The sequence below is a fragment of the Lentzea cavernae genome (assembly GCF_014653695.1).
Classification (GTDB): Bacteria; Actinomycetota; Actinomycetes; order Mycobacteriales; family Pseudonocardiaceae; genus Lentzea; species Lentzea cavernae.
In genome coordinates this window covers 292,062-310,294 of the sequence record NZ_BNAR01000003.1, presented here as the reverse complement: position 1 = coordinate 310,294, position 18,233 = coordinate 292,062, and the positions used below count along the sequence as shown (strand labels likewise).

The following is an 18,233-nucleotide window of genomic DNA, read 5'->3' as shown; positions in this document are numbered from 1 at the left end:
GCAAATTGCGACAAATGGTCGCACGATCTACTCCATGCGGACCTTGATCAGCATCGTGGCGATCGTCGCCGGCATGACGCCGGCCCCCGCGTCCGCGGCGCCCTTGCCCGAGGGCTCCGCGGACCACACGGCGGGCTCCCAGATCCTCAAACACGAGGGGGCGGGTACCTCTCGGGCGGAGTCACCGCCTGTTGAGGGCAAGGTGCCCGGGATGGACGTGTCCAGTCATCAGGGGGATGTGGACTGGAAGTCCTCTTGGGACAAGGGGGCTCGGTTCTCGTATGTGAAGGCCACTGAGGGGGTTCATTATTTGAACCCGAAGTTCACTCAGCAGTACGACGGGTCGTTCGGCGTCGGGATGATTCGTGGTGCTTATCATTTTGCGTTGCCGGATCGGGCTGGTGGGGCGGCTCAGGCCAACTTCTTCGTTGACAACGGGGGTGGGTGGTCTGCCGATGGGCGGACTTTGCCGCCTGCGTTGGACATGGAGTACAACCCTTATGGGGATACTTGTTATGGCATGAGTCAGGCTGCCATGACTGGGTGGGTCAAGGCTTTTAGCGATACTGTTTTTGCTCGGACCAAGCGGTATCCGGCCATTTACACTTCCACCAGCTGGTGGAACAAGTGTGTTGGTGGGTCGGTTCGGTTTGGGGACAACAATCCTTTGTGGATTGCGCATTACAGTTCCAAGCTTGGGGCTCTGCCGGTTGGGTTTGATTTTCACACGATTTGGCAGTGGCAGGCGGCTGGGTATTTTCCTGGGGATCAGAACTTGTTCAACGGGCGGATGGAGCAGCTGCAGCGGATTGCTGCTAGTTGAGGTTGGGGTTGCGCGGGTCGGGTTGCGTTGGTTGTTGCCGGTTCCAGCGGGGTTGGTTGCGTTCCGTGGGAGTTGGTTGCGTTGCGTTGGTGGTTGCGCGGGTCGTGACGAATCAAAGGCTGGCGATTGGGGCTTGACCTTGAGCCTCTGGCGGGGCGCTGAGACGGCCGGAAAAGCCGGGCTGAAAAGCGCCCGGCCGTGCCCGATCAGGGGTAGCACCCCGCCACTCAAGGTCAAGCCCCAATCGCAGGACCGGGGTTGCACCGCCGCCCAGTCGTAAGAGTTCGGACGGCTCGCTTCGCGTCGCCACTGGTTGGCGGTTCCGATCTGTTTGGCTCTTACGGCTCGCTTCGCTTCGCGGTTGGTGGGGGCCTCGCCTTCGGCATTGCTGTTCGCATGCGAAGGCCCTTTGGTCACGCTGTTCGCATGCGAAAGCCCCTCCCACGTGTGTGGAAGGGGCTTTCGTATTGTGCTTAGTCGAATAGTGCCGGGAGGGTGCCTTCCCAGGCCTCGCGGAGTTCGTCCAGCGGGAGTTCGCCCAGGCCCTGGACCTCCAGGGCATTGGACTCCGGGTCCACGACGCCTACCTTGCGCCACGGGAGCCTGCGGGCGGTGCACATGTCCACGAAGCGCTGTTCTTCGGTGCGGGGCACGGCGACCAGGACGCGGCCTGCCGACTCGCTGAACAGGGCGGTGAACAGGTCGCCCTCGGGGAAGACTCGTGCGCCCACCTCGCCGATCAGGCAGGTTTCGACCAAGGCCTGGGCCAGGCCGCCTTCGGAGAGGTCGTGGGCGGCGGAGATCATGCCGTCGCGGGAGCCCGCTACGAGGATTTCGCCGAGGAGCTTCTCGCGCTTGAGGTCTGCCTTCGGGGGGAGGCCGCCCAGGTGGTTGTGGACGTGGTGTGCCCATTCCGAGCCGCCGAACTCGTCGTGCGTCTCGCCCAGGAGCAGGAGGGTTTCGCCTGCTTCCGCGCCGATGCCGGTGGGGATGCGGCGGCGGACGTCGTCGATCACTCCCAGGACGCCCACCACCGGGGTGGGGAGGATCGGGGTGGTGCCGGTCTGGTTGTAGAAGCTGACGTTGCCGCCGGTGACCGGGATGCCGAGTTCGGCGCAGCCGTCGGCCAGGCCCTTGACTGCCTGTTTGAACTGCCACATGACCGCCGGGTCCTCCGGGGAGCCGAAGTTGAGGCAGTTGGTGACGGCTACCGGGGTGGCGCCGGTGGCGGCCACGTTGCGGTAGGCCTCGGCCAGGGCGAGTTTGGCGCCCTCGTAGGGGTCGAGCTTGGTGTAGCGGCCGTTGCAGTCGGTGGAGAGGGCTACGCCTCGGCCCGTTTCCTCGTCGATGCGGATCATGCCGCTGTCGCTCGGCTGGGCCAGGACGGTGCCGCCGCGGACGTAGCGGTCGTACTGCTGGGTGACCCACTTCTTGGAGGCCAGGTTGGGGCTGGCCGCCATGGTCTTGATCAGGGCCAGCAGGTCGTCCTTCGCGGGCCTCGGGAGGCTGTTGGGGGTGTTCGCCTGGAGGTCGTCCTGGTCTGCCGGGCGCTGGATCGGCCTGGTGTAGACCGGGCCCTCGTGGGCGACGGTGCGCGGGGGGACGTCCACGACGACCTCGTCGTGGTAGGTGATGACCAGGCGGTCGCCTTCGGTCACCTCGCCGATCTCGGTGGCGATGACGTCCCACTTCGCGCAGACCTCCATGAACGCCTCGACGTTGGCCGGTTCGACCACCGCGCACATGCGTTCCTGGGACTCGCTGGAGAGGATTTCCGCGGGGGTCATGCCGGTGGCGCGCAGGGGGACGCGGTCCAGCCAGACGTGCATGCCGCCGTCGCCCGCGGAGGCGAGTTCGGACGTCGCGCAGGACAGGCCCGCGCCGCCGAGGTCCTGGATGCCGGCGACGATGCCCTTCTCGAAGAGCTCGAGGGAGCACTCGATCAGGACCTTCTCGGTGAACGGGTCGCCGACCTGGACGCTCGGCAGCTTCTTGCGCTTGCCGGCCGTGTCGTCGAACGTCTCGCTGGCGAGGACGCTGACGCCGCCGATGCCGTCGAGGCCGGTGCGCGCGCCGTAGAGGATGACCTTGTTGCCGGTGCCGCTCGCGTGGGCGAGGTGCAGGTCCTCGGTGCGCATCGCGCCTACGCACAGGGCGTTGACCAGCGGGTTGCCCTGGTAGGACTCGTCGAAGACGACCTCGCCGCCGATGTTCGGCAGGCCCAGGCAGTTCCCGTAGCCGCCGACGCCCGCGACGATGCCGGGCAGGACGCGCTTCGTGTCCTCGGCGTCGGGCCTGCCGAACCGCAGCGGGTCCATGACCGCGAGCGGCCGCGCGCCCATCGCGAGGATGTCGCGCACGATGCCGCCGACGCCCGTCGCGGCGCCCTGGTAGGGCTCGACGTACGACGGGTGGTTGTGGCTCTCGAGCTTGAACGTGACGGCCCAGCCGTCGCCGATGTCGACGACGCCGGCGTTCTCGCCGATGCCCGCGAGCATCTTGCTGCGCATCTCGTCGGTCGTGGTGTCGCCGAAGTACTTCAGGTGCACCTTGGACGACTTGTAGGAGCAGTGCTCGCTCCACATGACCGAGTACATCGCCAGTTCGGCGTCGGTGGGGCGGCGCTTCAGGATCTCCTTGATGCGCGCGTACTCGTCGTCCTTCAGGCCCAGCTCCGCGTACGGCTGCTCCTGCTCGGGGGTCGCCTCGGCGTTCTTGACGGTGTCGATCATGCCTTCACCTCTGTGCCAATTCCGACCCCCTGCAGGGAACCCGCCCCCACCAGGTCGAGCAGGGACAGGAACATGCCCAGTCCGTCGTCCGTGGGGCCGGTGAGCGCGTCGATGGCGTGCTCGGGGTGCGGCATCAGGCCGACGACGTTGCCCCTGGCGTTGGTGATGCCCGCGATGTTGTTGCGGCTGCCGTTGGGGTTGTCACCGACGTACCGGAAGACGACCCTGCCCTCACCCTCGAGCTCGTCGAGAGTCGTCTGGTCGGCCTGGTAACCGCCCTCGCCCGACTTCAGCGGCACGAGGATCTCGGCGTTCAGGTCGTACCTGCCGGTCCACGCGGTGCTGTTGTTCTCGACTTTCAGCCACTGGTCGCGGCACACGAAGTGCAGCTTGTGGTTGCGGGTCAACGCGCCGGGCAGCAGGTGGGCCTCGGCGAGGATCTGGAAACCGTTGCAGATGCCCAGAACCGGCATGCCCTTGTTCGCGGCCTCGACCACTTCCTGCATGACGGGCGCGAACCGCGCGATGGCACCGCACCGCAGGTAATCACCGTACGAGAACCCACCGGGCACGATGACCGCGTCAACGCCCTTCAGGTCGCGGTCCCCGTGCCACAACGGCACGGCTTCCCCGTCGGCGTACCGGACGGCGCGCTGCGCGTCCACGTCGTCGAGCGTGCCGGGGAAGGTGACGACACCGACCCTCATGCCTCGACCCTGCGCACGGTCCAGTCCTCGATCACGGGGTTGGCGAGGAAGGTCTCGGCGATCTTGGCGAGCGTGGCGTCGTCGACGTCGTCGGCGACCTCCAGCTCGAAGTGCTTGCCCTGGCGGACGGCGGTGATGCCCTCGAAACCGAGCCGGGGCAGCGCGTTCGCCACCGCCTGGCCTTGGGGGTCGAGGATCTCGGGCTTCGGCATGACGTCGACGACGACTCGGGCCACGACAGACTGCTCCTGGGGAATGGGAGGGCTGGCGGTACCTCGAGAGCCTACCTGAGCTGCGAGTTCATCCCCGCGACACGTGTTCGGGGGCACATCGCCGGTGATCCACCTTCGGGTGAACGAGCTTGCCTCGCTCGGGCGGTTTGGTAATCTGGTGTCAGCTTCGGCCCGTAAGCCGGAGAAGTGAGCACGGTGCCCGTCCGGACGGTCGGCCGCCGTGCTTCGCGCTTTCTAGGGTTCCCTCGTGTCGACGACGTTGCCGATCAACGGCTGAACGCGACGCAACCAGTCATCGCCGGCGCCGTAGCACCCACGCGGCGATGTCCGGGAGCCACAACAAGGGATCGCTCTCACTGGGCAGGTGCTCGTAGACCAGCCCCGTGCCGCGCGCGTACTTGCCGAGGCTCGTCCTGATCGTCAGGAGGTCGTGCTCATCGCGGGCCTCCCGACTGTCGAGCACGAGCCGAGCCGCTCCCGCATCGAGCAGATCGCCGGTGAGATGGGCGACGCAGGACTGCCGTGCGCGTTCCTCGCCCCTGCGGCAGCAGGCGAGGTACAGGTCGACCTGAACGGAGGTCCGTGCCAGGGCCGACAGGATCTGTTTGCGCCGGGCCGGGGTCTCCTTCTTGAAGTGCAGCTCACGCTGGTTCGGCATGCGCAGACCCCTGAGCAACTTGCGGAGCTTGGTCAGCTCACGCGGCAGAACCACAGCGGCGGCCAGCAGGTACGTGTTGTTGCGCCGAGACTCGTCGACAAAAGCGTGCACACTCACGAGACGTTCATCGGCATGTGACGAACGCCGGTTCACCAACTCCAACTGATCGAGTCCAAACGATCGGGTATTGGACCCATTCCAACATGCTATTTCGCCGAAAGCGAGACCTGTTGGCACCGCGGCCCGATCGGACGGATGCTGGAGATCATGAAGATCCTGGTGCTCGGCGGAACCGTGTTCCTCAGCAAGGCGATCACGGCGGAGGCGGTCCGCCGGGGCCACGAGGTGGTCTGCGCTGCCCGGGGCGCTTCCGGCGGGGTGCCGGAGGGTGCGCGGCTGGTCCGCGTCGACAGGGACAAGCCCGGTGCGTTCGACCAGTTGGCCGGGGAGCAGTTCGACTCCGTGATCGACGTGTCGAAGTACTCGGTGAACTGGGTGCGGGACGCGCTGGAGGCGTTCGGGTCCACGACGCCGCACTGGACGTTCGTGTCGAGCATCTCCGTCTACGCCGATCACTCGACGGGCAGCGACGAGTTGTTGCCGCCGTTGGAGGACGATCCGGCCGAGGAGTTCACGGCCGAGCGGTACGGGAGCGTCAAGGTCGCGAGTGAGATCGCGGTCCGGGAGGCGGTGGCGAGCCGCGAGTTCATCGTCAGGGCCGGGCTCATCACCGGGCCGGACGACCCGAGCGACCGGTTCGGGTACTGGCCCGCGCGGATGGCCAGGGGTGGGCGCGTGGTCGTGCCGGACAGCCCTGACCTGGGGTTCCAGCACATCGATGCGCGGGACCTGGCTCAGTGGATCGTGTTCGCGGCCGAGGAGCGGGTGACGGGCACGTACGACTCGACGGGGCCGGTCCTGCCGTTCCAGATGGCCATCGGCGAGATCGCCGGCGCGACTGCTCCGCCCGGGACGCAGCTGGTGCCGGTGAAGGAGAGCGTGCTCAAGGAGCTCGGGATCAACCCGTGGGCCGGGCCGCGGTCGCTGCCGATGTGGTTGCCGCAGGAGTGGGCCAAGATGGTCGGCCGCGACGTCAGCAACGCGCTGGCGAACGGGTTGCGGGTGAGGCCGCTGGCCGAGACCGCGCTCGACTCGCTGGAGTACGAGCGCGGCCTCGGGCTGGAGCGGACCCGCAAGGCGGGGCTCACGGCCGAAGAGGAGCAGGAGATCCTTACAGCAGTGAGTTGACCTGCGCGGCGACGAGGTCGATGCGCACGCCCTGGTTCGGGCAGCCGCCGAAGTGGTGGAGCCCGATCACCTTGTGCGTGCGCCTCGACAGCACGGGTGAGCCGGACGAGCCGCCTTCGGTGTCGCACATGTAGCTGATGTCGGACTGCGACGAGCTGCCGTTCACGCGTACGCCGCGCACGACGCAGTAGCCGCCGCCGTTGTTGTTGTCGCGCAACGACAGCTTCTTCAGCTTCCCGGCCGGGTGGCCGACGATGTACATCTCCTCACCCACGGCCGGAACGCGCGCGTCCAGCTCGAGGTAGCCGAACGAGCTGATGGCCGCGAAGTTGTTCACGGTGAAGAGGGTGTAGTCGAGAGCGGCGCTGTACTTGAGGACCGACGCCGCCAGAACCTTCGTGACGGTGGCCGAAGCCGTGCCGCCGCAGGTCGGGCACTGGTAGTTGAACCACACCTCGATGCCGGTGGTGCTGGTGAAGCAGTGCTCGTTGGTCAGCATGCGGTTGTTGGGACCGACGCGCCACGCCGTGCACAGCGAACTGCCGTTGCGCAGCAGCTTCGCGACGGACGCGGTCTTGCCCCACTCGGTGGGGTTGCTGGACTGGTAGCAGACCGCGTCCTTGTAGTCGTTCGTGCCGCAGATGCTCTGCACGGACGGCTGCGAGGACATCTCGGCCTCGGTGTAGCCGCGCGTCAGCTTGTCGATCCGCACGCGCGACGCCGGGTTCGTCACCGAGACCACGGCGGTCGAGCCGGTGATCGACATGGCCCAGAAGCCCGACGCGTCGACTGTGGCCGTCAGGGAGGCCTTCAGGTCTCTGGTGTACGTGTACTTCTCGGTGCCGTCAGGGTTCGACACCGTGAGCACGTCACCCGGCAGGATCCGCAGGTCCGTGAAATGCAGCTTCACGTAACCGGATCCCGGTCGTTCGACCACCGTCGAACGATTCGCGCCACCCACGCGGACTGAGACCGATTCCTCAGTTCCGATTTCCTGCGACTGCGGCGACGAGGCCTGCGCAGGTGTAGAGGTGGTGGTAGCAGGGATGATGGACGTCATCGGCAGGGCGAGAGCCAGTGCCGTGAGGAGATGCAGGGTTTTCCTCATGCCTTTTGATACTTCCGACGTCACCTCACCGTGTCAGCCCGCCGAACGTCGGTATTGGAGGATTACGTGAAAGTTGTCCATTTCGGTCATGCCTGCGTACTTCTCGACACGGGAACCACCCGCATCCTGATCGACCCCGGCACGTTCTCGGCGGGGTTCGAGGACCTCACCGACCTGGACGCGGTGCTGGTCACGCACCAGCACTTCGACCACGTCGACGCTGAACGGCTGCCGGCGCTGCTCAAGGCGAACCCGCGGGCGCGGCTCGTCGTCGACGAGGGCACGGCGCCCGACGTCGAGAACCCGACCGTCGCCCGGCCGGGTGACACGTTCAAGATCGGCGACACGGCTGTCAGGGTCGTCGGCGGGCAGCACGCCACGATCCACGCGGACATCCCGATCGTGCCGAACGCCGCCTACGTGGTCGGCGACGGCGCGTTCTACCACCCCGGCGACTCGCTGTTCGTGCCGGACGAGGACGTCGACGTGCTCGGACTGCCCGCGGGCGCGCCGTGGCTCAAGACCGGGGAGGCCGTCGACTTCATGCGCGCCGTGAAGCCGCGTGTCGCCGTGCCGATCCACGAGAAGACGCTCGCGAGCCCGCAGATGGCCGTCCGGTTCTTCGACCTGCTCAAGCCGGACGGCACCGAGGTCAGGCTGCTGACGCCTGGCGAGGAGACGGCAGTCTGACGTAGGTGGTCGGCACGGCGTCGTGAGCGAGTGCGATGTCCACGGCGTCGAGCACGGCCTGACGCGCACCGGGCCGGTGCAGGTCGCGGGCGTCGACGGTGATCCGGGTCAGCCCGCCGCGGCGCGCGGACCTGGCCGCCGCGTAGACCAGCGCGAGCGACCGCAGCTCACCGAAGCTGGTGCGCTCGGTCAGCGCGTGCAGGCGTCCCAGCGTCGCGAGGCCGCTGCCGACCTCGCGGACGGCGTGCGCGTCGGCGCAGAGCTTGAACTTGTGCTTGGCCAGCGCGAGCAACGTCCCGGGCGACGCCACGATGCGCCGGGGAGCGAACGTGTCGGAGGGGAGCCCCAGCGCGTCCATCTGCAGACGGGCGCCCATCAGCAACAACCCGGCTTCGTAGGACGGCAGCCGTCGTTGGCCGAGGCCGTGCAGCACGACGGCGTCACCGAGGGAGGCGCGCTGCCGCACCCATTCCTGCGCCCTGCCGAGCTCGCGAGGTACTACGAGCAGCGACAACGGCACCTGCCGCGGGTCGAGGGCCGCGGCGAGATCGGCGCATCGGTCGAGGTTCTGCGGACCGATGCCGGACAGAGAGACCACGAGCTGTGAGTGCACGCATTGAGTGCGCCATGCCGTGGTGACATCCGCGTGAAAGCCCAGTGGCGTGGTTCGGAACGTTGCCGGGTGATTCGCGGTCAGACGGGCGCATCGCGGTGCCACCCCCACGCCTTCGTACTGGTTGTACGGGGGCGTGGGGGTGGTGCCGCGAGGCGTCCTGCTGAGCGTGAATCAGCCCGCAACGTTCCGGGCCACGCCACTGGCGAACTCAGGCGAGCCAGTCAGCGAAGGACCTGCCCGTGAGCCGCTCGTACGCCTCGATGTACCGGGCACGGGTGGCCTCGATGACGTCCGCGGGCAGCGGAGGCGGCGGGACGTCGCTCTTGCGGTCCCAGCCCGACTCGGCGGACGTCAGCCAGTCGCGCACGAACTGCTTGTCGAACGACGGCTGCACGCGGCCGGGCTCGTAGCCCTCGGCCGGCCAGTAGCGCGAGGAGTCCGGAGTGAAGACCTCGTCGGCCAGGATCAGCTCGCCGTCCGGGGAGAGCCCGAACTCGAACTTCGTGTCCGCGAGGATCAGGCCGCGCGTCAGCGCGTACGCGCGCGCCTCGCTGTAGAGCTCGATCGTGCGATCGCGCAGCTTCGACGCCAGCTCCACGCCGTGCTTCTCGGCGATGACGTCGAACGACACGTTCTCGTCGTGCGCGCCGATCTCGGCCTTGGAGGCGGGCGTGAAGATCGGCGGGGTCAGCTCGGACGCCTCGACCAACCCGGCCGGCAGCTCGATCCCGCACACCGCGCCGGTCGCGGTGTAGTCGGCCATGCCCGAGCCCGTCAGGTACCCGCGCGCCACGCACTCGACGTCGACCATCTGCAGCTTGCGCACCAGCAGCGCACGGCCGCGGACCTCGGCGGGGATGCGCGGGTCGTCGAACGCGACCAGGTGGTTCGGGGCGAGCCGCTCGAACCAGAACACGCTCATCGCGGTGAGCACGCGCCCCTTGTCGGGGATCTCCGAGCTCAGGATGTGGTCGTACGCCGAGATGCGGTCGGACGCGACGAAGAGCAGCAGCTCGTCGTCGACGTCGTACAGATCGCGAACCTTGCCGCGGGCGACGTGCTGGTAGTCAGCGAGCGTAGGCACGCTGGTCAGCCTACGTGCCCGTGTTTCGGGGACCGATGTACACCCCGCACCTCTACAGATCAAGGGCGAAGAAGCTTAAGGTGCACCCGTGCTCACCAGAAAGGCCCTGTGGATCCCGGCATTGGCCAGTGCGGCATTGCTCGTCATCCTGGGCGTGGCCGGCTGGAGCTTCGACTCCAGCCCGATTTCGTCTCCCACTTCGGGCGGCTCGCAGAACACGAGCGTGACCCAGTCGGTGAGCATCGTGCCGACCCCGGACGTCGCCGACATCTCGGTGAAGACATCGTCGTCATCGACGTCGACGACCTCCACCACGAAGACCACGCAGCCCAAACCGCCTCCCGCTCAGCCACCGGCGGCCACGCAGCAGCCGCCGACGACGACCAGCGAAGAGCCCCCGCAGCAGGGGCTGCTGGTCAACGAGGGCGCGACGTGCGGCCCGGAGGGTGCGCGCGGCATCGGACTGCTCGGCGAGAAGCTGGTGTGCCGCAAGGATCCGCAGCGCGGCGACCGCCTGCGCTGGCAGAAGGCCTAAGCGCGCCACTCCAGCACGTCGACCTTGTCGCCGACCGAGATCGTGCCGGTGCGCGTGACCTGGGCCTTCATCCCGAACGTGACCCCGCCGTCGGGGTCGCGCCGGTAGGTCGCCAGCGAACGAATCGGCTCGGGGCCGTCCTTCAGCCCCGTCGCCTGGTCGACCATCGGCACGGCGCACCGCACGCAGTCCTTGGCGTAGGCCAGTTCCACGTCACCGATCGCCGCGCGCCGCACCCGGTCCTCCGTGTGCGGTTCGGACCAGCCGGACACGACCACGTTGGGGCGGAACCGGTTCATCGGCACCGGCTCCCCGCCGCGTTCCAGGATGCGCTCGTTCAACCCGTCCAATGAGGACAGCGAGAGCACCAGCAGCGCGTTGCCGTCCGCGTACCCGACCAGTCCGGTGGTCTCGCCGGTCGTCTCGCGGCGCAGGTCCGGTGGGGTGCGCACGAGCCGCACGGACCTCCCCAGCGCGTCGGAGAAGTACGCCGCCGCGGCAGCGCCCTGGTCCACTCCGGACCCGTGCCAGGTGTGCACGACGACCGGAACCCGCGGCCCGTCGACGACGACCGGGAAGGTCTCGCCGCCGATCGACAGCGACGAGTCCACGAGGGACGGACGCAGGGCCGCCATCGCGGGGACCTTGCGCTGCGACAGGAACACCCCGTCGTCGTCGACCAGCATCATCATCCGGTCGCCGCGCAGCCCGGTGGGCTCCGCGGCGGTGGAGGCGACGGAGTACCCGCCGCACCCCTTGACCGGATACACGACCAGGTCGGACACGATCACAGAATCGGCTCCGGCTCGTAGGCCGGGTACTTGTCGACGACCGCGGCGACCTGCTCCACGACGGCCGCTACCTGCGCCGACGCCACGCCGGTGAACGACAGGCGGTCGGCCAGCAACTCGTCCAGACCGGCCTTGTCGAGCGGCAGGCGCGAGTCGGCGGCGAGCCGGTCCAGCAGGTCGTTCTGCGCGAGACCCTGCTCGCGCATCGCCAGCGCGACGGCCACGGCGTTCTCCTTGATGGCCTCGTGCGCGGTCTCCCGGCCGACACCCGCGCGCACGGCCGCCATCAGCACCTTCGTGGTGCCGAGGAACGGCAGGTAGCGGTCCAGCTCACGGGCGACGACGGCCGGGTACGCGCCGAACTCGTCCAGCACCGTCAGGAACGTCTCCAGCAGCCCGTCGAACGCGAAGAACGCGTCGGGCAGCGCGACCCGGCGGACCACCGAGCACGACACGTCGCCCTCGTTCCACTGGTCGCCCGCGAGCTCGCCGACCATGGACAGGTAGCCGCGCAGGATCACCGCGAAGCCGTTCACGCGCTCGCACGAGCGGGTGTTCATCTTGTGCGGCATCGCGCTGGAGCCGACCTGGCCGGGCTTGAAGCCCTCGGTCACGAGCTCGTGGCCCGCCATCAGCCGGATGGTCTTCGCCACCGACGACGGTGCCGCGGCGAGCTGCACGAGCGTCGAGACGACGTCGAAGTCCAGGGAGCGCGGGTAGACCTGGCCGACGGACGTCAGCACGCGCTCGAAGCCGAGGTGGCCGGCGACCGTCTGCTCCAGCTCCTGCAGCTTCTCGGGCGTGCCGAGCAGGTCGAGCATGTCCTGGGCGGTGCCGACCGGGCCCTTGATGCCGCGCAACGGGTAGCGCGAGATCAGTTCGTCGAGGCGGGAGAACGCGACCAGCAGCTCGTCGGCGCCCGTGGCGAAGCGCTTGCCCAGCGTCGTGGCCTGCGCGGCCACGTTGTGCGAACGGCCGGCCATCACGAGGTCGGAGTGCTCGGCGGCGAGGCGCGCGAGGCGTCCGAGGACAGCGGCGGTCTTGGAACGGATCAGCTCCAGCGACCGCAGCACCTGCAGCTGCTCGACGTTCTCGGTCAGGTCGCGCGAGGTCATTCCCTTGTGGACCTGCTCGTGGCCCGCGAGCGCGTTGAACTCCTCGATGCGCGCCTTCACGTCGTGCCGCGTGACCCGCTCGCGCGCGGCGATCGACTCCAGGTCGACCTGCTCCAGCACGCGCTCGTAGTCGGCCACCGCGGTCGCCGGCACCTCGATGCCCGCCGCCGCCTGCGCCTTGAGGACCGCGAGCCACAGCTGGCGCTCCAGCACGATCTTGTGCTCGGCCGACCAGAGCGTCGCGAGCGACGTGGAGGCGTACCGACCTGCGAGGACGTTGGCGATGCGGGGCTTCGTCACGTCCTCAATCTAGTGCACCCCCGACTCACTCCCAGCTGATGTCCGGGTCCGTCACCAGGTCTGTGAGCACCCCCACGCGCACCGGGACGGTCTCGCGCTGTCCGACGCCGTTCGAGGGGTTGTACGCGAAGGAGCTGATCTCCACGATGAGCCCGCTGTCGAACTCGCGCGCGACGGAGGCCTGCTGGACCTGGGGGGAGGCGTAGACCTGCTCGACCTGGTGGACCGTGGACCCGTCCTTCTGCTTGACCTCCTGGCACAACGGCGCGCCGGCGCAGTAGTTGTTCTTGGTGAAGGTCCTGCGGGACACCGTCACCTGCAATGCGGTCGGTCCGATGCCGTCGGTCAGGTACAGGAAGCCCGAGTACTCCTTCTCGTCGTGCCTCCACTCCGGCGGCTGCGTCTGCTGCGTCCGGTAGACCGCGTTCCGGCCGGGGCCGAACGACGCGTAGATCTCCTTGAAGCTCGGCGTCCGGGCCCCGAGGGACGCCGCCAGCCGGTCTCCGATGCGCTGGGCCTTCTTCTCGGCCGCCTCGGCGGGCGCGGGCGACGCACTGGTCTGGTTGTCCGCGGCCAGCTGGCTGTCCCGGTTCTCGCGCGGCAGCAGCCCCGGCAGCGAGAACGACGCCACGGCGATCACCGCCGTAGCCACGCCCACAGCGACCAGCGCTCGGCGACGACTTTTTTTCTGCTCGACCCGCCTGATCAGGGTGTCGGGGTCGAAGTCCAGCGGAGGCTCGTCCCAGACGGCCAGCAGCATTCCCTCGCGGATCTCCTGCTCACTCACGACGCGACCCTCCCCGAACTGTTGTCGAGCTTCTCCACGATGGTGCGCAGCGTCGCGAGGCCACGCGCCGTCTGGCTCTTGACCGTTCCCTCGGTGCACCCCATGGCCACCGCGACCTCGGCGACCGACAGGTCTTCGAAATAACGCAGCACGAGCACCGCCCGTTGCCTCGGCGGCACCTGCAGCAACGCGGTGTGCACGAGCTCACGTGCCCACAGCTTCGCTCCGGTCGTGTCCGGGTCCGAGGTGGCGTCCGCGGCGTCGGGCAGTTCCCCGTCCCGTTGCTCCGCTCTGCGCCACGGCCTGCGCTTCTCGTCCAGCCAGGTGCGCAGCAGCACCTTGCGGGCGTAGGCGATCAGGTTGTCGAGGTCCTTGATGCGCTTCCAGGCCAGGTACATCTTCATGAGGCTCGACTGCATCAGGTCTTCCGCTGTGTGCCAGTCGCCGCAGAAGAGATACGCAGTACGTCGCAAAGACGCGGCATTGGCTGCCGCGAATTCACGAAAGCCCTGTTCATCGGCCTTGCGCATGCGATCCCCTCTCGCGTCCTCAACCAGGGGAACGCATCAGAGGAACGCGGGGTTGCATCACGCGTGACGCGAAAGGGCCGAACGGAGCATCCTGCCCGCGACGCCCCGCGGATCCGACTTCAGCTCGATGAACGAGTTGACCACCGAGCCGTCGACCAGCGCGATCAACTCCTCGACGCGGTCGCTGTCGACCTCGCGGCCCGATCGGGCGAAGACGTCGGTGACCAGCACGCGCAGCTCTGTCGACAGCTCGCGCATCAACGGCCGCAGGTACGGGCGGCGACCGGTCGCGACGAGGCGTTCGTAGCGCAGCAGCACGGCCTCGACGTCGGTCGCGTCCTCGCCGACGAGCAGGTCGAGCACGAACTCGACCAGCGCGTCGTCGCTCAGCCGCTCCTGGTTCGACGAGAGCCGCCGCCGGAAGCTCGCGAGCTCGCTGCGGCCGTGGAACTCGACGGCCGCGGTGATCAGCTCGTCCAGCGAGTCGAAGTAGTACGTGGTCGACGCGAGCGGCAGACCTGCGCGTTCGGCGACGGCACGGTGCCTGATCGCGTCGAAGCCGCCTTCCGCGAACAGGCCGGACGCGGCCTCCACGAGCGCCTGGCGCCTGCGCTCACCCTTGGGAGTTGCTGCCGTCATAGTCGAGTCAGGTTACTCGGCGGACGATCAGAACTTTGGCGCCAGTGCGTCCGCGAACCGCTTGGCCTGGCCCTTCAGCTCCCCGTCACCCTGGGTGAAGACGTAGAGGTCCTGGCCTGCGGTGGTCCTGAGCTTCTCCGCGCCGGCGGGCGCCTCGAACGGCTTCGGCGTGACGATCGCGGTGATCGTCAGCCCGTCGATCTTGAACGCGGCCGCGCGGGAGTCGGTCGAACAGCTCAGGTCGGGCGGTACCGCCTCGCTCGGTGAGACCGAAAGCTCGACGGCGAGGGCGTCGGCGAGCTCTCGGTCCACACCTGCACAGCCCTGCACTGTGCTTTCACCGGTCGTGAGACCGGTGCTTCCCGGCGCCTGCGCGTCCCCCTGCGTGGACTCGCTCTTGCCGGAGAAGACCGTGGGTGGCGCTTCCAGCGCGGTCATCGGCGATTGTGCACCGTCGTCCCGGTTCTGCCCAGAACCCGCGCTGTTCATGGTGTTCGTGCCGTTGTCGCTCATCCAGCCGTTGGCGGCCACCACGCCGCCGAGGCCGAGCACGACGACGAGGGTGGTGCCGGCGGCGATCGAGTTGCGCCTGCGCAGCGTGGCCTTGCGCGAGGCCGTCCGCACGTCGCCCGCGTCGAAGGACGCCGGTGGTGCCTCGTGCGCTGCCTCGCGGAACAGGTCCGCGAGCTTCCGCTCGTCCATCTACGTCCTCCTCTCGCTGGTCACGACGCCGGTCGCAGGTCGTCGATGGCATCGCCCAGGGCTTCCCTGAGCGCGGCCAGCCCGCGGGCGGTCTGACTCTTCACGGTTCCTTCCGAGCACTTCAGCGTCTCGGCCGTCGCCGTGACGTCCAGGCCCTCGAGGAACCTGAGCACGAGCACGGCCCGTTGCCTCGGCGGGACTCTGCGCAGACCCTTCATCAACGCCTGCCGCGTCGCGACCGTCTCACCGATCTCGGTGTCGGTCGTCGGCGCTTCCGGCATCTCGTCGGTGAACTTCTCGCGCCGCCACGGACGGCGCGACTCGTCGATCACCGCACGCACGACGCTGCGCCGGACGTAGGCGTCGAGAGCCTGCTTGTCCCGGATCTTCCGCCACCTCCTGTGCAGTGTCACGAACGCGGTCTGCGCGAAGTCGTCAGCGCGGTGCCAGTCGCCGCACAGCAGGTATGCCGTTCGGCGCACGGCCTCACGGCGAGCCACGAAGTACTCCGCGAACTCCTGCTCGTCGCGCTGATCCACGCGGACTGCTCTCCGCTCGTTCCTCGAGTTGCACTGCCAGGACGGAAACTGCGGCACCAACGGTTGCACGAACCTCGGGGGAGAGCTACATCACCCCCTCGGTCGTTCACCGGATGTGATGTGATCGGGGTCGTGACCCCCATTGACCTGCGCTCCGACACCGTGACCAAGCCGGACGAGGAGATGCGCCGCGCGATGGCGGCGGCCGAGGTCGGCGACGACGTCCTCGACCACGACCCGACGATGGCCGCCCTGGAGCAGCGGGTGGCGGGGCTGCTCGGCGTCGAGGCCGCCCTCTGGGTCCCGTCCGGTTCCATGGGCAACCTGATCGCCCTGTTCCTGCACCTGGCGCGCGGTGACCGGTTCCTGGCCCCGCTCGGCGCGCACGTGCTGGACGCCGAGCTCGGGACCGCCGCGTGGCTGGCCGGTGGCATGCCGCACGCGCTGCCGTCGCTCACGCCCGAGGCCGTGGTCGCCGCGGGTGGTGGCGAGTCCCCCTACTACGGGCTGCGCACCACGTTGCTGAGCCTGGAGAACACGCACAACGCCTCCGGCGGCACGGTGACCTCGGTGGCGGAGCACGAGGCGCTGGTGGCGGCGGCCCGGTCGATCGGGCTGGCCGTGCACCTCGACGGCGCCCGGCTGTGGAACGCGTCCGTTGCGCTCGGGGTGCCCTTGTCGTCGCTGACCGCCGGGGTCGACACCGTCCAGGTGTGCCTGTCGAAGGCTCTCGGCGCGCCGGTCGGGTCGGTGGTGGCCGGGTCCGCGTCGTTCGTCGTCGAGGCACGGCGGGTGCGCAAGATGCTGGGCGGCGGGGTTCGGCAGGGTGGTGTGCTGGCCGCCGCCGGACTGGTCGCGCTGGACCGGATCCCGCGGCTGGCCGACGACCACGCCCATGCGTCCGAGCTGGCCGCCGGGCTGCGTTCGCTGGGGTGGGACGTGGCCGAGCCGGCGACGAACATCGTGCTGGCGTCCGTGCCCGACCTGGACAAGACGCTGCTGTCGCTTGGTGAGGCCGGGGTCCTCGCGAGTCCGATGTCCGGCAAGGTCCGGTTCGTGACGCACGGCGACGTCAGTTCGTCCGACGTCGCCGAGGTGCTGCGCCGGGTGCGGGAGGGCGTCTGAGATGCGCTGGATCGTGTTCGACTTCGGCGAGGTCATCAGCCCGCGCAACCCGGCACTGCCCGCGATCGCCGCACGCCTCGGGGTGTCGCCTGAGGCGTTCGAAGCGGCCTACTGGGACCGTGACGCGTACGACCGCGGTGGGTCGGATGCCGCGTACTGGGCGTTGATCGGGTCGTCGCTGGGGCTGACGTTCGGCGACGACGAGGTGCGCGAGCTGACCGCTCTCGACAACGCCGGGTGGCTGGACGGCCCGGTCGTGGAGACCGTGGCGCTGATCGAGGACCTGGCGGCGCTCGGCGTGCCGCTCGCGTTGCTGTCGAACGCGCCCGCGACGTTCGCGCGGCTGGCCGAGAAGATGCCGTGGGCGCGGCACTTCCGGCACCTGGTGTTCTCCGGCGACCTGGGTGCGGCGAAGCCCGACGCGGCGATCTGGCGGCACGTGGAGTCCGTGATCGGCTCGTCGGACGTGATCTTCTTCGACGACCGGCAGTCCAACGTGGACGGTGCGCTGGCCGCGGGCTGGGACGCGCGGCTGTGGACCTCAGCCCTGGCTGCGCGTGCCGAGCTCCGCGCGGAGTTCGGCGATCTCGGTGCGTAGGTTCCGCAGCTCCTGCGCGGCTTCGAGCTCGGCGCTCTCGACGCCGCGCAGCGTCTCCACCAGCCAGCTGGCGATCGTGCCGGTGATGACACCGAGCAGCGCGATGCCGCCGACCATCAGCAACCCCGCGACCAGCCGCCCCTCGCCCGTGACGGGGTAGCGGTCGCCGTACCCGACCGTCGACATGGTGGTCAGCGTCCACCACAGCGCGTCGCCGAACGTGGTGATGCTGGCGTTTTCCGCGTGCCTTTCCGCGTCCAGCACGGCGAGGCTCGCACAAAACGCGACAATTGCCGTCACACCCGCCACGTAAATGCTGACCCGTTGCCTGATCTTGTGCTGGAACTTCTTGTTCAGCAACGTGATGACGGTGATCAACCTGAGCACCCTGAGCTGGCGCACCATCGGCAGCACGACCGCCGCAAGATCGAACAGGTGTGTTCTCAGGAATTTCAGCTTGTTCTGCGCCAGCGTGATCCTGGTGACGAAGTCGGCCGCGAACAGCGCCCAGATCAGCCACAACGCGATCTCCAGGGGCACGTGCATGACCCCGTGATCGTCGAGGACCTGCCACGCGTAGGCGGCGAGAAACACCCCGGCGAGTGCCGTCAACGGCCACTCGACCTTTCGCTCCCACCGCTCGAGGCGTGCCTCGTTGGCCAACAACATCGCC

The 18,233-nt window shown here is 68.5% G+C and carries 21 protein-coding genes; 6 read left to right on the top strand and 15 right to left on the bottom strand.

Going from position 1 to position 18,233, the window contains the following annotated elements; all coding sequences use genetic code 11:
- Positions 1-103 precede the first annotated feature (103 nt).
- The gene (locus tag IE307_RS11585; protein ID WP_229904694.1) at positions 104-823 is read left to right on the top strand and encodes a lysozyme; all 720 of its coding nucleotides are present in this window, start codon (positions 104-106) and stop codon (positions 821-823) included.
- A 473-nt stretch (positions 824-1,296) separates the two neighbouring features.
- Here the strand turns inward: IE307_RS11585 and purL are convergent, their stop codons facing one another.
- The 4 genes from purL to IE307_RS11565 all read right to left on the bottom strand — a co-directional run bounded on the left by purL (position 1,297) and on the right by IE307_RS11565 (position 5,270).
- Positions 1,297-3,555 carry a phosphoribosylformylglycinamidine synthase subunit PurL gene (gene purL / locus IE307_RS11580; RefSeq protein WP_191297907.1) on the bottom strand — a complete coding sequence of 753 codons (2,259 nt, stop codon included), beginning with the start codon at positions 3,553-3,555 and terminating at the stop codon, positions 1,297-1,299.
- Positions 3,552-4,262, bottom strand: coding sequence for a phosphoribosylformylglycinamidine synthase subunit PurQ (gene purQ / locus IE307_RS11575; protein ID WP_191297906.1), 711 nt, complete (start codon positions 4,260-4,262; stop codon positions 3,552-3,554). Before purQ ends, purL begins: the two co-directional genes overlap by 4 nt.
- On the bottom strand, positions 4,259-4,498 hold the full coding sequence (purS, locus tag IE307_RS11570; protein ID WP_189157302.1) for a phosphoribosylformylglycinamidine synthase subunit PurS: 240 nt from the start codon (positions 4,496-4,498) through the stop codon (positions 4,259-4,261). Before purS ends, purQ begins: the two co-directional genes overlap by 4 nt.
- A gap of 289 nt (positions 4,499-4,787) precedes the next feature.
- Positions 4,788-5,270, bottom strand: a complete 483-nt coding sequence (locus IE307_RS11565; protein ID WP_229904626.1) for a hypothetical protein — start codon at positions 5,268-5,270, stop codon at positions 4,788-4,790.
- A gap of 138 nt (positions 5,271-5,408) precedes the next feature.
- Here IE307_RS11565 and IE307_RS11560 point away from each other — a divergent pair, with 138 nt between their 5' ends.
- Positions 5,409-6,401, top strand: coding sequence for an NAD-dependent epimerase/dehydratase family protein (locus IE307_RS11560; protein ID WP_229904625.1), 993 nt, complete (start codon positions 5,409-5,411; stop codon positions 6,399-6,401).
- On the opposite strand, the gene IE307_RS11555 is transcribed toward IE307_RS11560, so the two are convergent.
- Complete coding sequence (locus IE307_RS11555) at positions 6,385-7,311, bottom strand: trypsin-like serine peptidase (RefSeq protein WP_191297905.1); 927 nt, start codon at positions 7,309-7,311, stop codon at positions 6,385-6,387. The genes IE307_RS11560 and IE307_RS11555 overlap by 17 nt on opposite strands.
- Positions 7,312-7,575: 264 nt before the next feature.
- On the opposite strand from IE307_RS11555, the gene IE307_RS11550 reads away from it, so the two are divergent.
- Positions 7,576-8,199 (top strand): MBL fold metallo-hydrolase, encoded by a 624-nt coding sequence (locus tag IE307_RS11550; protein ID WP_191297904.1) that lies wholly within the window; start codon positions 7,576-7,578, stop codon positions 8,197-8,199.
- Here IE307_RS11550 and IE307_RS11545 read toward each other — a convergent pair.
- Together IE307_RS11545 and IE307_RS11540 are read right to left on the bottom strand one after the other, a co-directional pair.
- Positions 8,162-8,797, bottom strand: coding sequence for a polysaccharide deacetylase family protein (locus IE307_RS11545; protein WP_229904624.1), 636 nt, complete (start codon positions 8,795-8,797; stop codon positions 8,162-8,164). The two genes, IE307_RS11550 and IE307_RS11545, sit on opposite strands and share 38 nt — an antisense overlap.
- A gap of 226 nt (positions 8,798-9,023) precedes the next feature.
- On the bottom strand, positions 9,024-9,899 hold the full coding sequence (locus tag IE307_RS11540; protein ID WP_191297902.1) for a phosphoribosylaminoimidazolesuccinocarboxamide synthase: 876 nt from the start codon (positions 9,897-9,899) through the stop codon (positions 9,024-9,026).
- Between the two features lie 88 nt (positions 9,900-9,987).
- Between IE307_RS11540 and IE307_RS11535 the strand changes: the two genes are divergently transcribed.
- A complete protein-coding gene (locus tag IE307_RS11535; protein WP_191297901.1) occupies positions 9,988-10,434 on the top strand; it encodes a hypothetical protein in 447 nt (148 codons plus the stop codon).
- Here IE307_RS11535 and IE307_RS11530 read toward each other — a convergent pair.
- Genes IE307_RS11530 through IE307_RS11500 form a run of 7 tightly spaced genes read right to left on the bottom strand, consistent with a single transcriptional unit; the run spans position 10,431 to position 15,837 of the window.
- Positions 10,431-11,219: an MOSC domain-containing protein gene (locus IE307_RS11530; RefSeq protein ID WP_191297900.1), complete on the bottom strand. Its 789-nt coding sequence runs from the start codon at positions 11,217-11,219 to the stop codon at positions 10,431-10,433. The genes IE307_RS11535 and IE307_RS11530 overlap by 4 nt on opposite strands.
- A 2-nt stretch (positions 11,220-11,221) precedes the next feature.
- On the bottom strand, positions 11,222-12,640 hold the full coding sequence (purB, locus tag IE307_RS11525) for an adenylosuccinate lyase (RefSeq protein WP_191297899.1): 1,419 nt from the start codon (positions 12,638-12,640) through the stop codon (positions 11,222-11,224).
- A gap of 25 nt (positions 12,641-12,665) precedes the next feature.
- A complete protein-coding gene (locus IE307_RS11520; protein WP_191297898.1) occupies positions 12,666-13,427 on the bottom strand; it encodes a hypothetical protein in 762 nt (253 codons plus the stop codon).
- Positions 13,424-13,957 (bottom strand): SigE family RNA polymerase sigma factor, encoded by a 534-nt coding sequence (locus IE307_RS11515; RefSeq protein WP_191297897.1) that lies wholly within the window; start codon positions 13,955-13,957, stop codon positions 13,424-13,426. The genes IE307_RS11520 and IE307_RS11515 overlap by 4 nt, the downstream gene beginning before the upstream one ends.
- 57 nt (positions 13,958-14,014) lie before the next feature.
- Complete coding sequence (locus tag IE307_RS11510; protein ID WP_191297896.1) at positions 14,015-14,596, bottom strand: TetR/AcrR family transcriptional regulator; 582 nt, start codon at positions 14,594-14,596, stop codon at positions 14,015-14,017.
- A 27-nt stretch (positions 14,597-14,623) separates the two neighbouring features.
- Positions 14,624-15,298 carry a hypothetical protein gene (locus IE307_RS11505; protein WP_191297895.1) on the bottom strand — a complete coding sequence of 225 codons (675 nt, stop codon included), beginning with the start codon at positions 15,296-15,298 and terminating at the stop codon, positions 14,624-14,626.
- A 20-nt stretch (positions 15,299-15,318) separates the two neighbouring features.
- Positions 15,319-15,837: a SigE family RNA polymerase sigma factor gene (locus IE307_RS11500; protein WP_191297894.1), complete on the bottom strand. Its 519-nt coding sequence runs from the start codon at positions 15,835-15,837 to the stop codon at positions 15,319-15,321.
- Between the two features lie 183 nt (positions 15,838-16,020).
- Between IE307_RS11500 and IE307_RS11495 the strand changes: the two genes are divergently transcribed.
- Positions 16,021-16,962 carry a threonine aldolase family protein gene (locus tag IE307_RS11495; protein WP_373306006.1) on the top strand — a complete coding sequence of 314 codons (942 nt, stop codon included), beginning with the start codon at positions 16,021-16,023 and terminating at the stop codon, positions 16,960-16,962.
- A gap of 1 nt (position 16,963) precedes the next feature.
- Positions 16,964-17,560, top strand: coding sequence for an HAD-IA family hydrolase (locus tag IE307_RS11490; RefSeq protein WP_191297893.1), 597 nt, complete (start codon positions 16,964-16,966; stop codon positions 17,558-17,560).
- Here the strand turns inward: IE307_RS11490 and IE307_RS11485 are convergent.
- The gene (locus tag IE307_RS11485) at positions 17,504-18,229 is read right to left on the bottom strand and encodes a potassium channel family protein (protein WP_191297892.1); all 726 of its coding nucleotides are present in this window, start codon (positions 18,227-18,229) and stop codon (positions 17,504-17,506) included. The two genes, IE307_RS11490 and IE307_RS11485, sit on opposite strands and share 57 nt — an antisense overlap.
- Between the last annotated feature and the right edge of the window lie 4 nt (positions 18,230-18,233).

Coding starts and splice junctions, on each gene's coding strand:
- IE307_RS11490 (WP_191297893.1), top strand. CDS start 16,964: ATGCGCTGGATCGTGTTCGACTTCGGCGAGGTCATCAGCCCGCGCAAC.
- IE307_RS11560 (WP_229904625.1), top strand. CDS start 5,409: ATGCTGGAGATCATGAAGATCCTGGTGCTCGGCGGAACCGTGTTCCTC.
- purQ (WP_191297906.1), bottom strand. CDS start 4,262: ATGAGGGTCGGTGTCGTCACCTTCCCCGGCACGCTCGACGACGTGGAC.
- IE307_RS11510 (WP_191297896.1), bottom strand. CDS start 14,596: ATGACGGCAGCAACTCCCAAGGGTGAGCGCAGGCGCCAGGCGCTCGTG.
- IE307_RS11505 (WP_191297895.1), bottom strand. CDS start 15,298: ATGGACGAGCGGAAGCTCGCGGACCTGTTCCGCGAGGCAGCGCACGAG.
- IE307_RS11515 (WP_191297897.1), bottom strand. CDS start 13,957: ATGCGCAAGGCCGATGAACAGGGCTTTCGTGAATTCGCGGCAGCCAAT.
- IE307_RS11485 (WP_191297892.1), bottom strand. CDS start 18,229: ATGTTGTTGGCCAACGAGGCACGCCTCGAGCGGTGGGAGCGAAAGGTC.
- purL (WP_191297907.1), bottom strand. CDS start 3,555: ATGATCGACACCGTCAAGAACGCCGAGGCGACCCCCGAGCAGGAGCAG.
- IE307_RS11495 (WP_373306006.1), top strand. CDS start 16,021: ATGCGCCGCGCGATGGCGGCGGCCGAGGTCGGCGACGACGTCCTCGAC.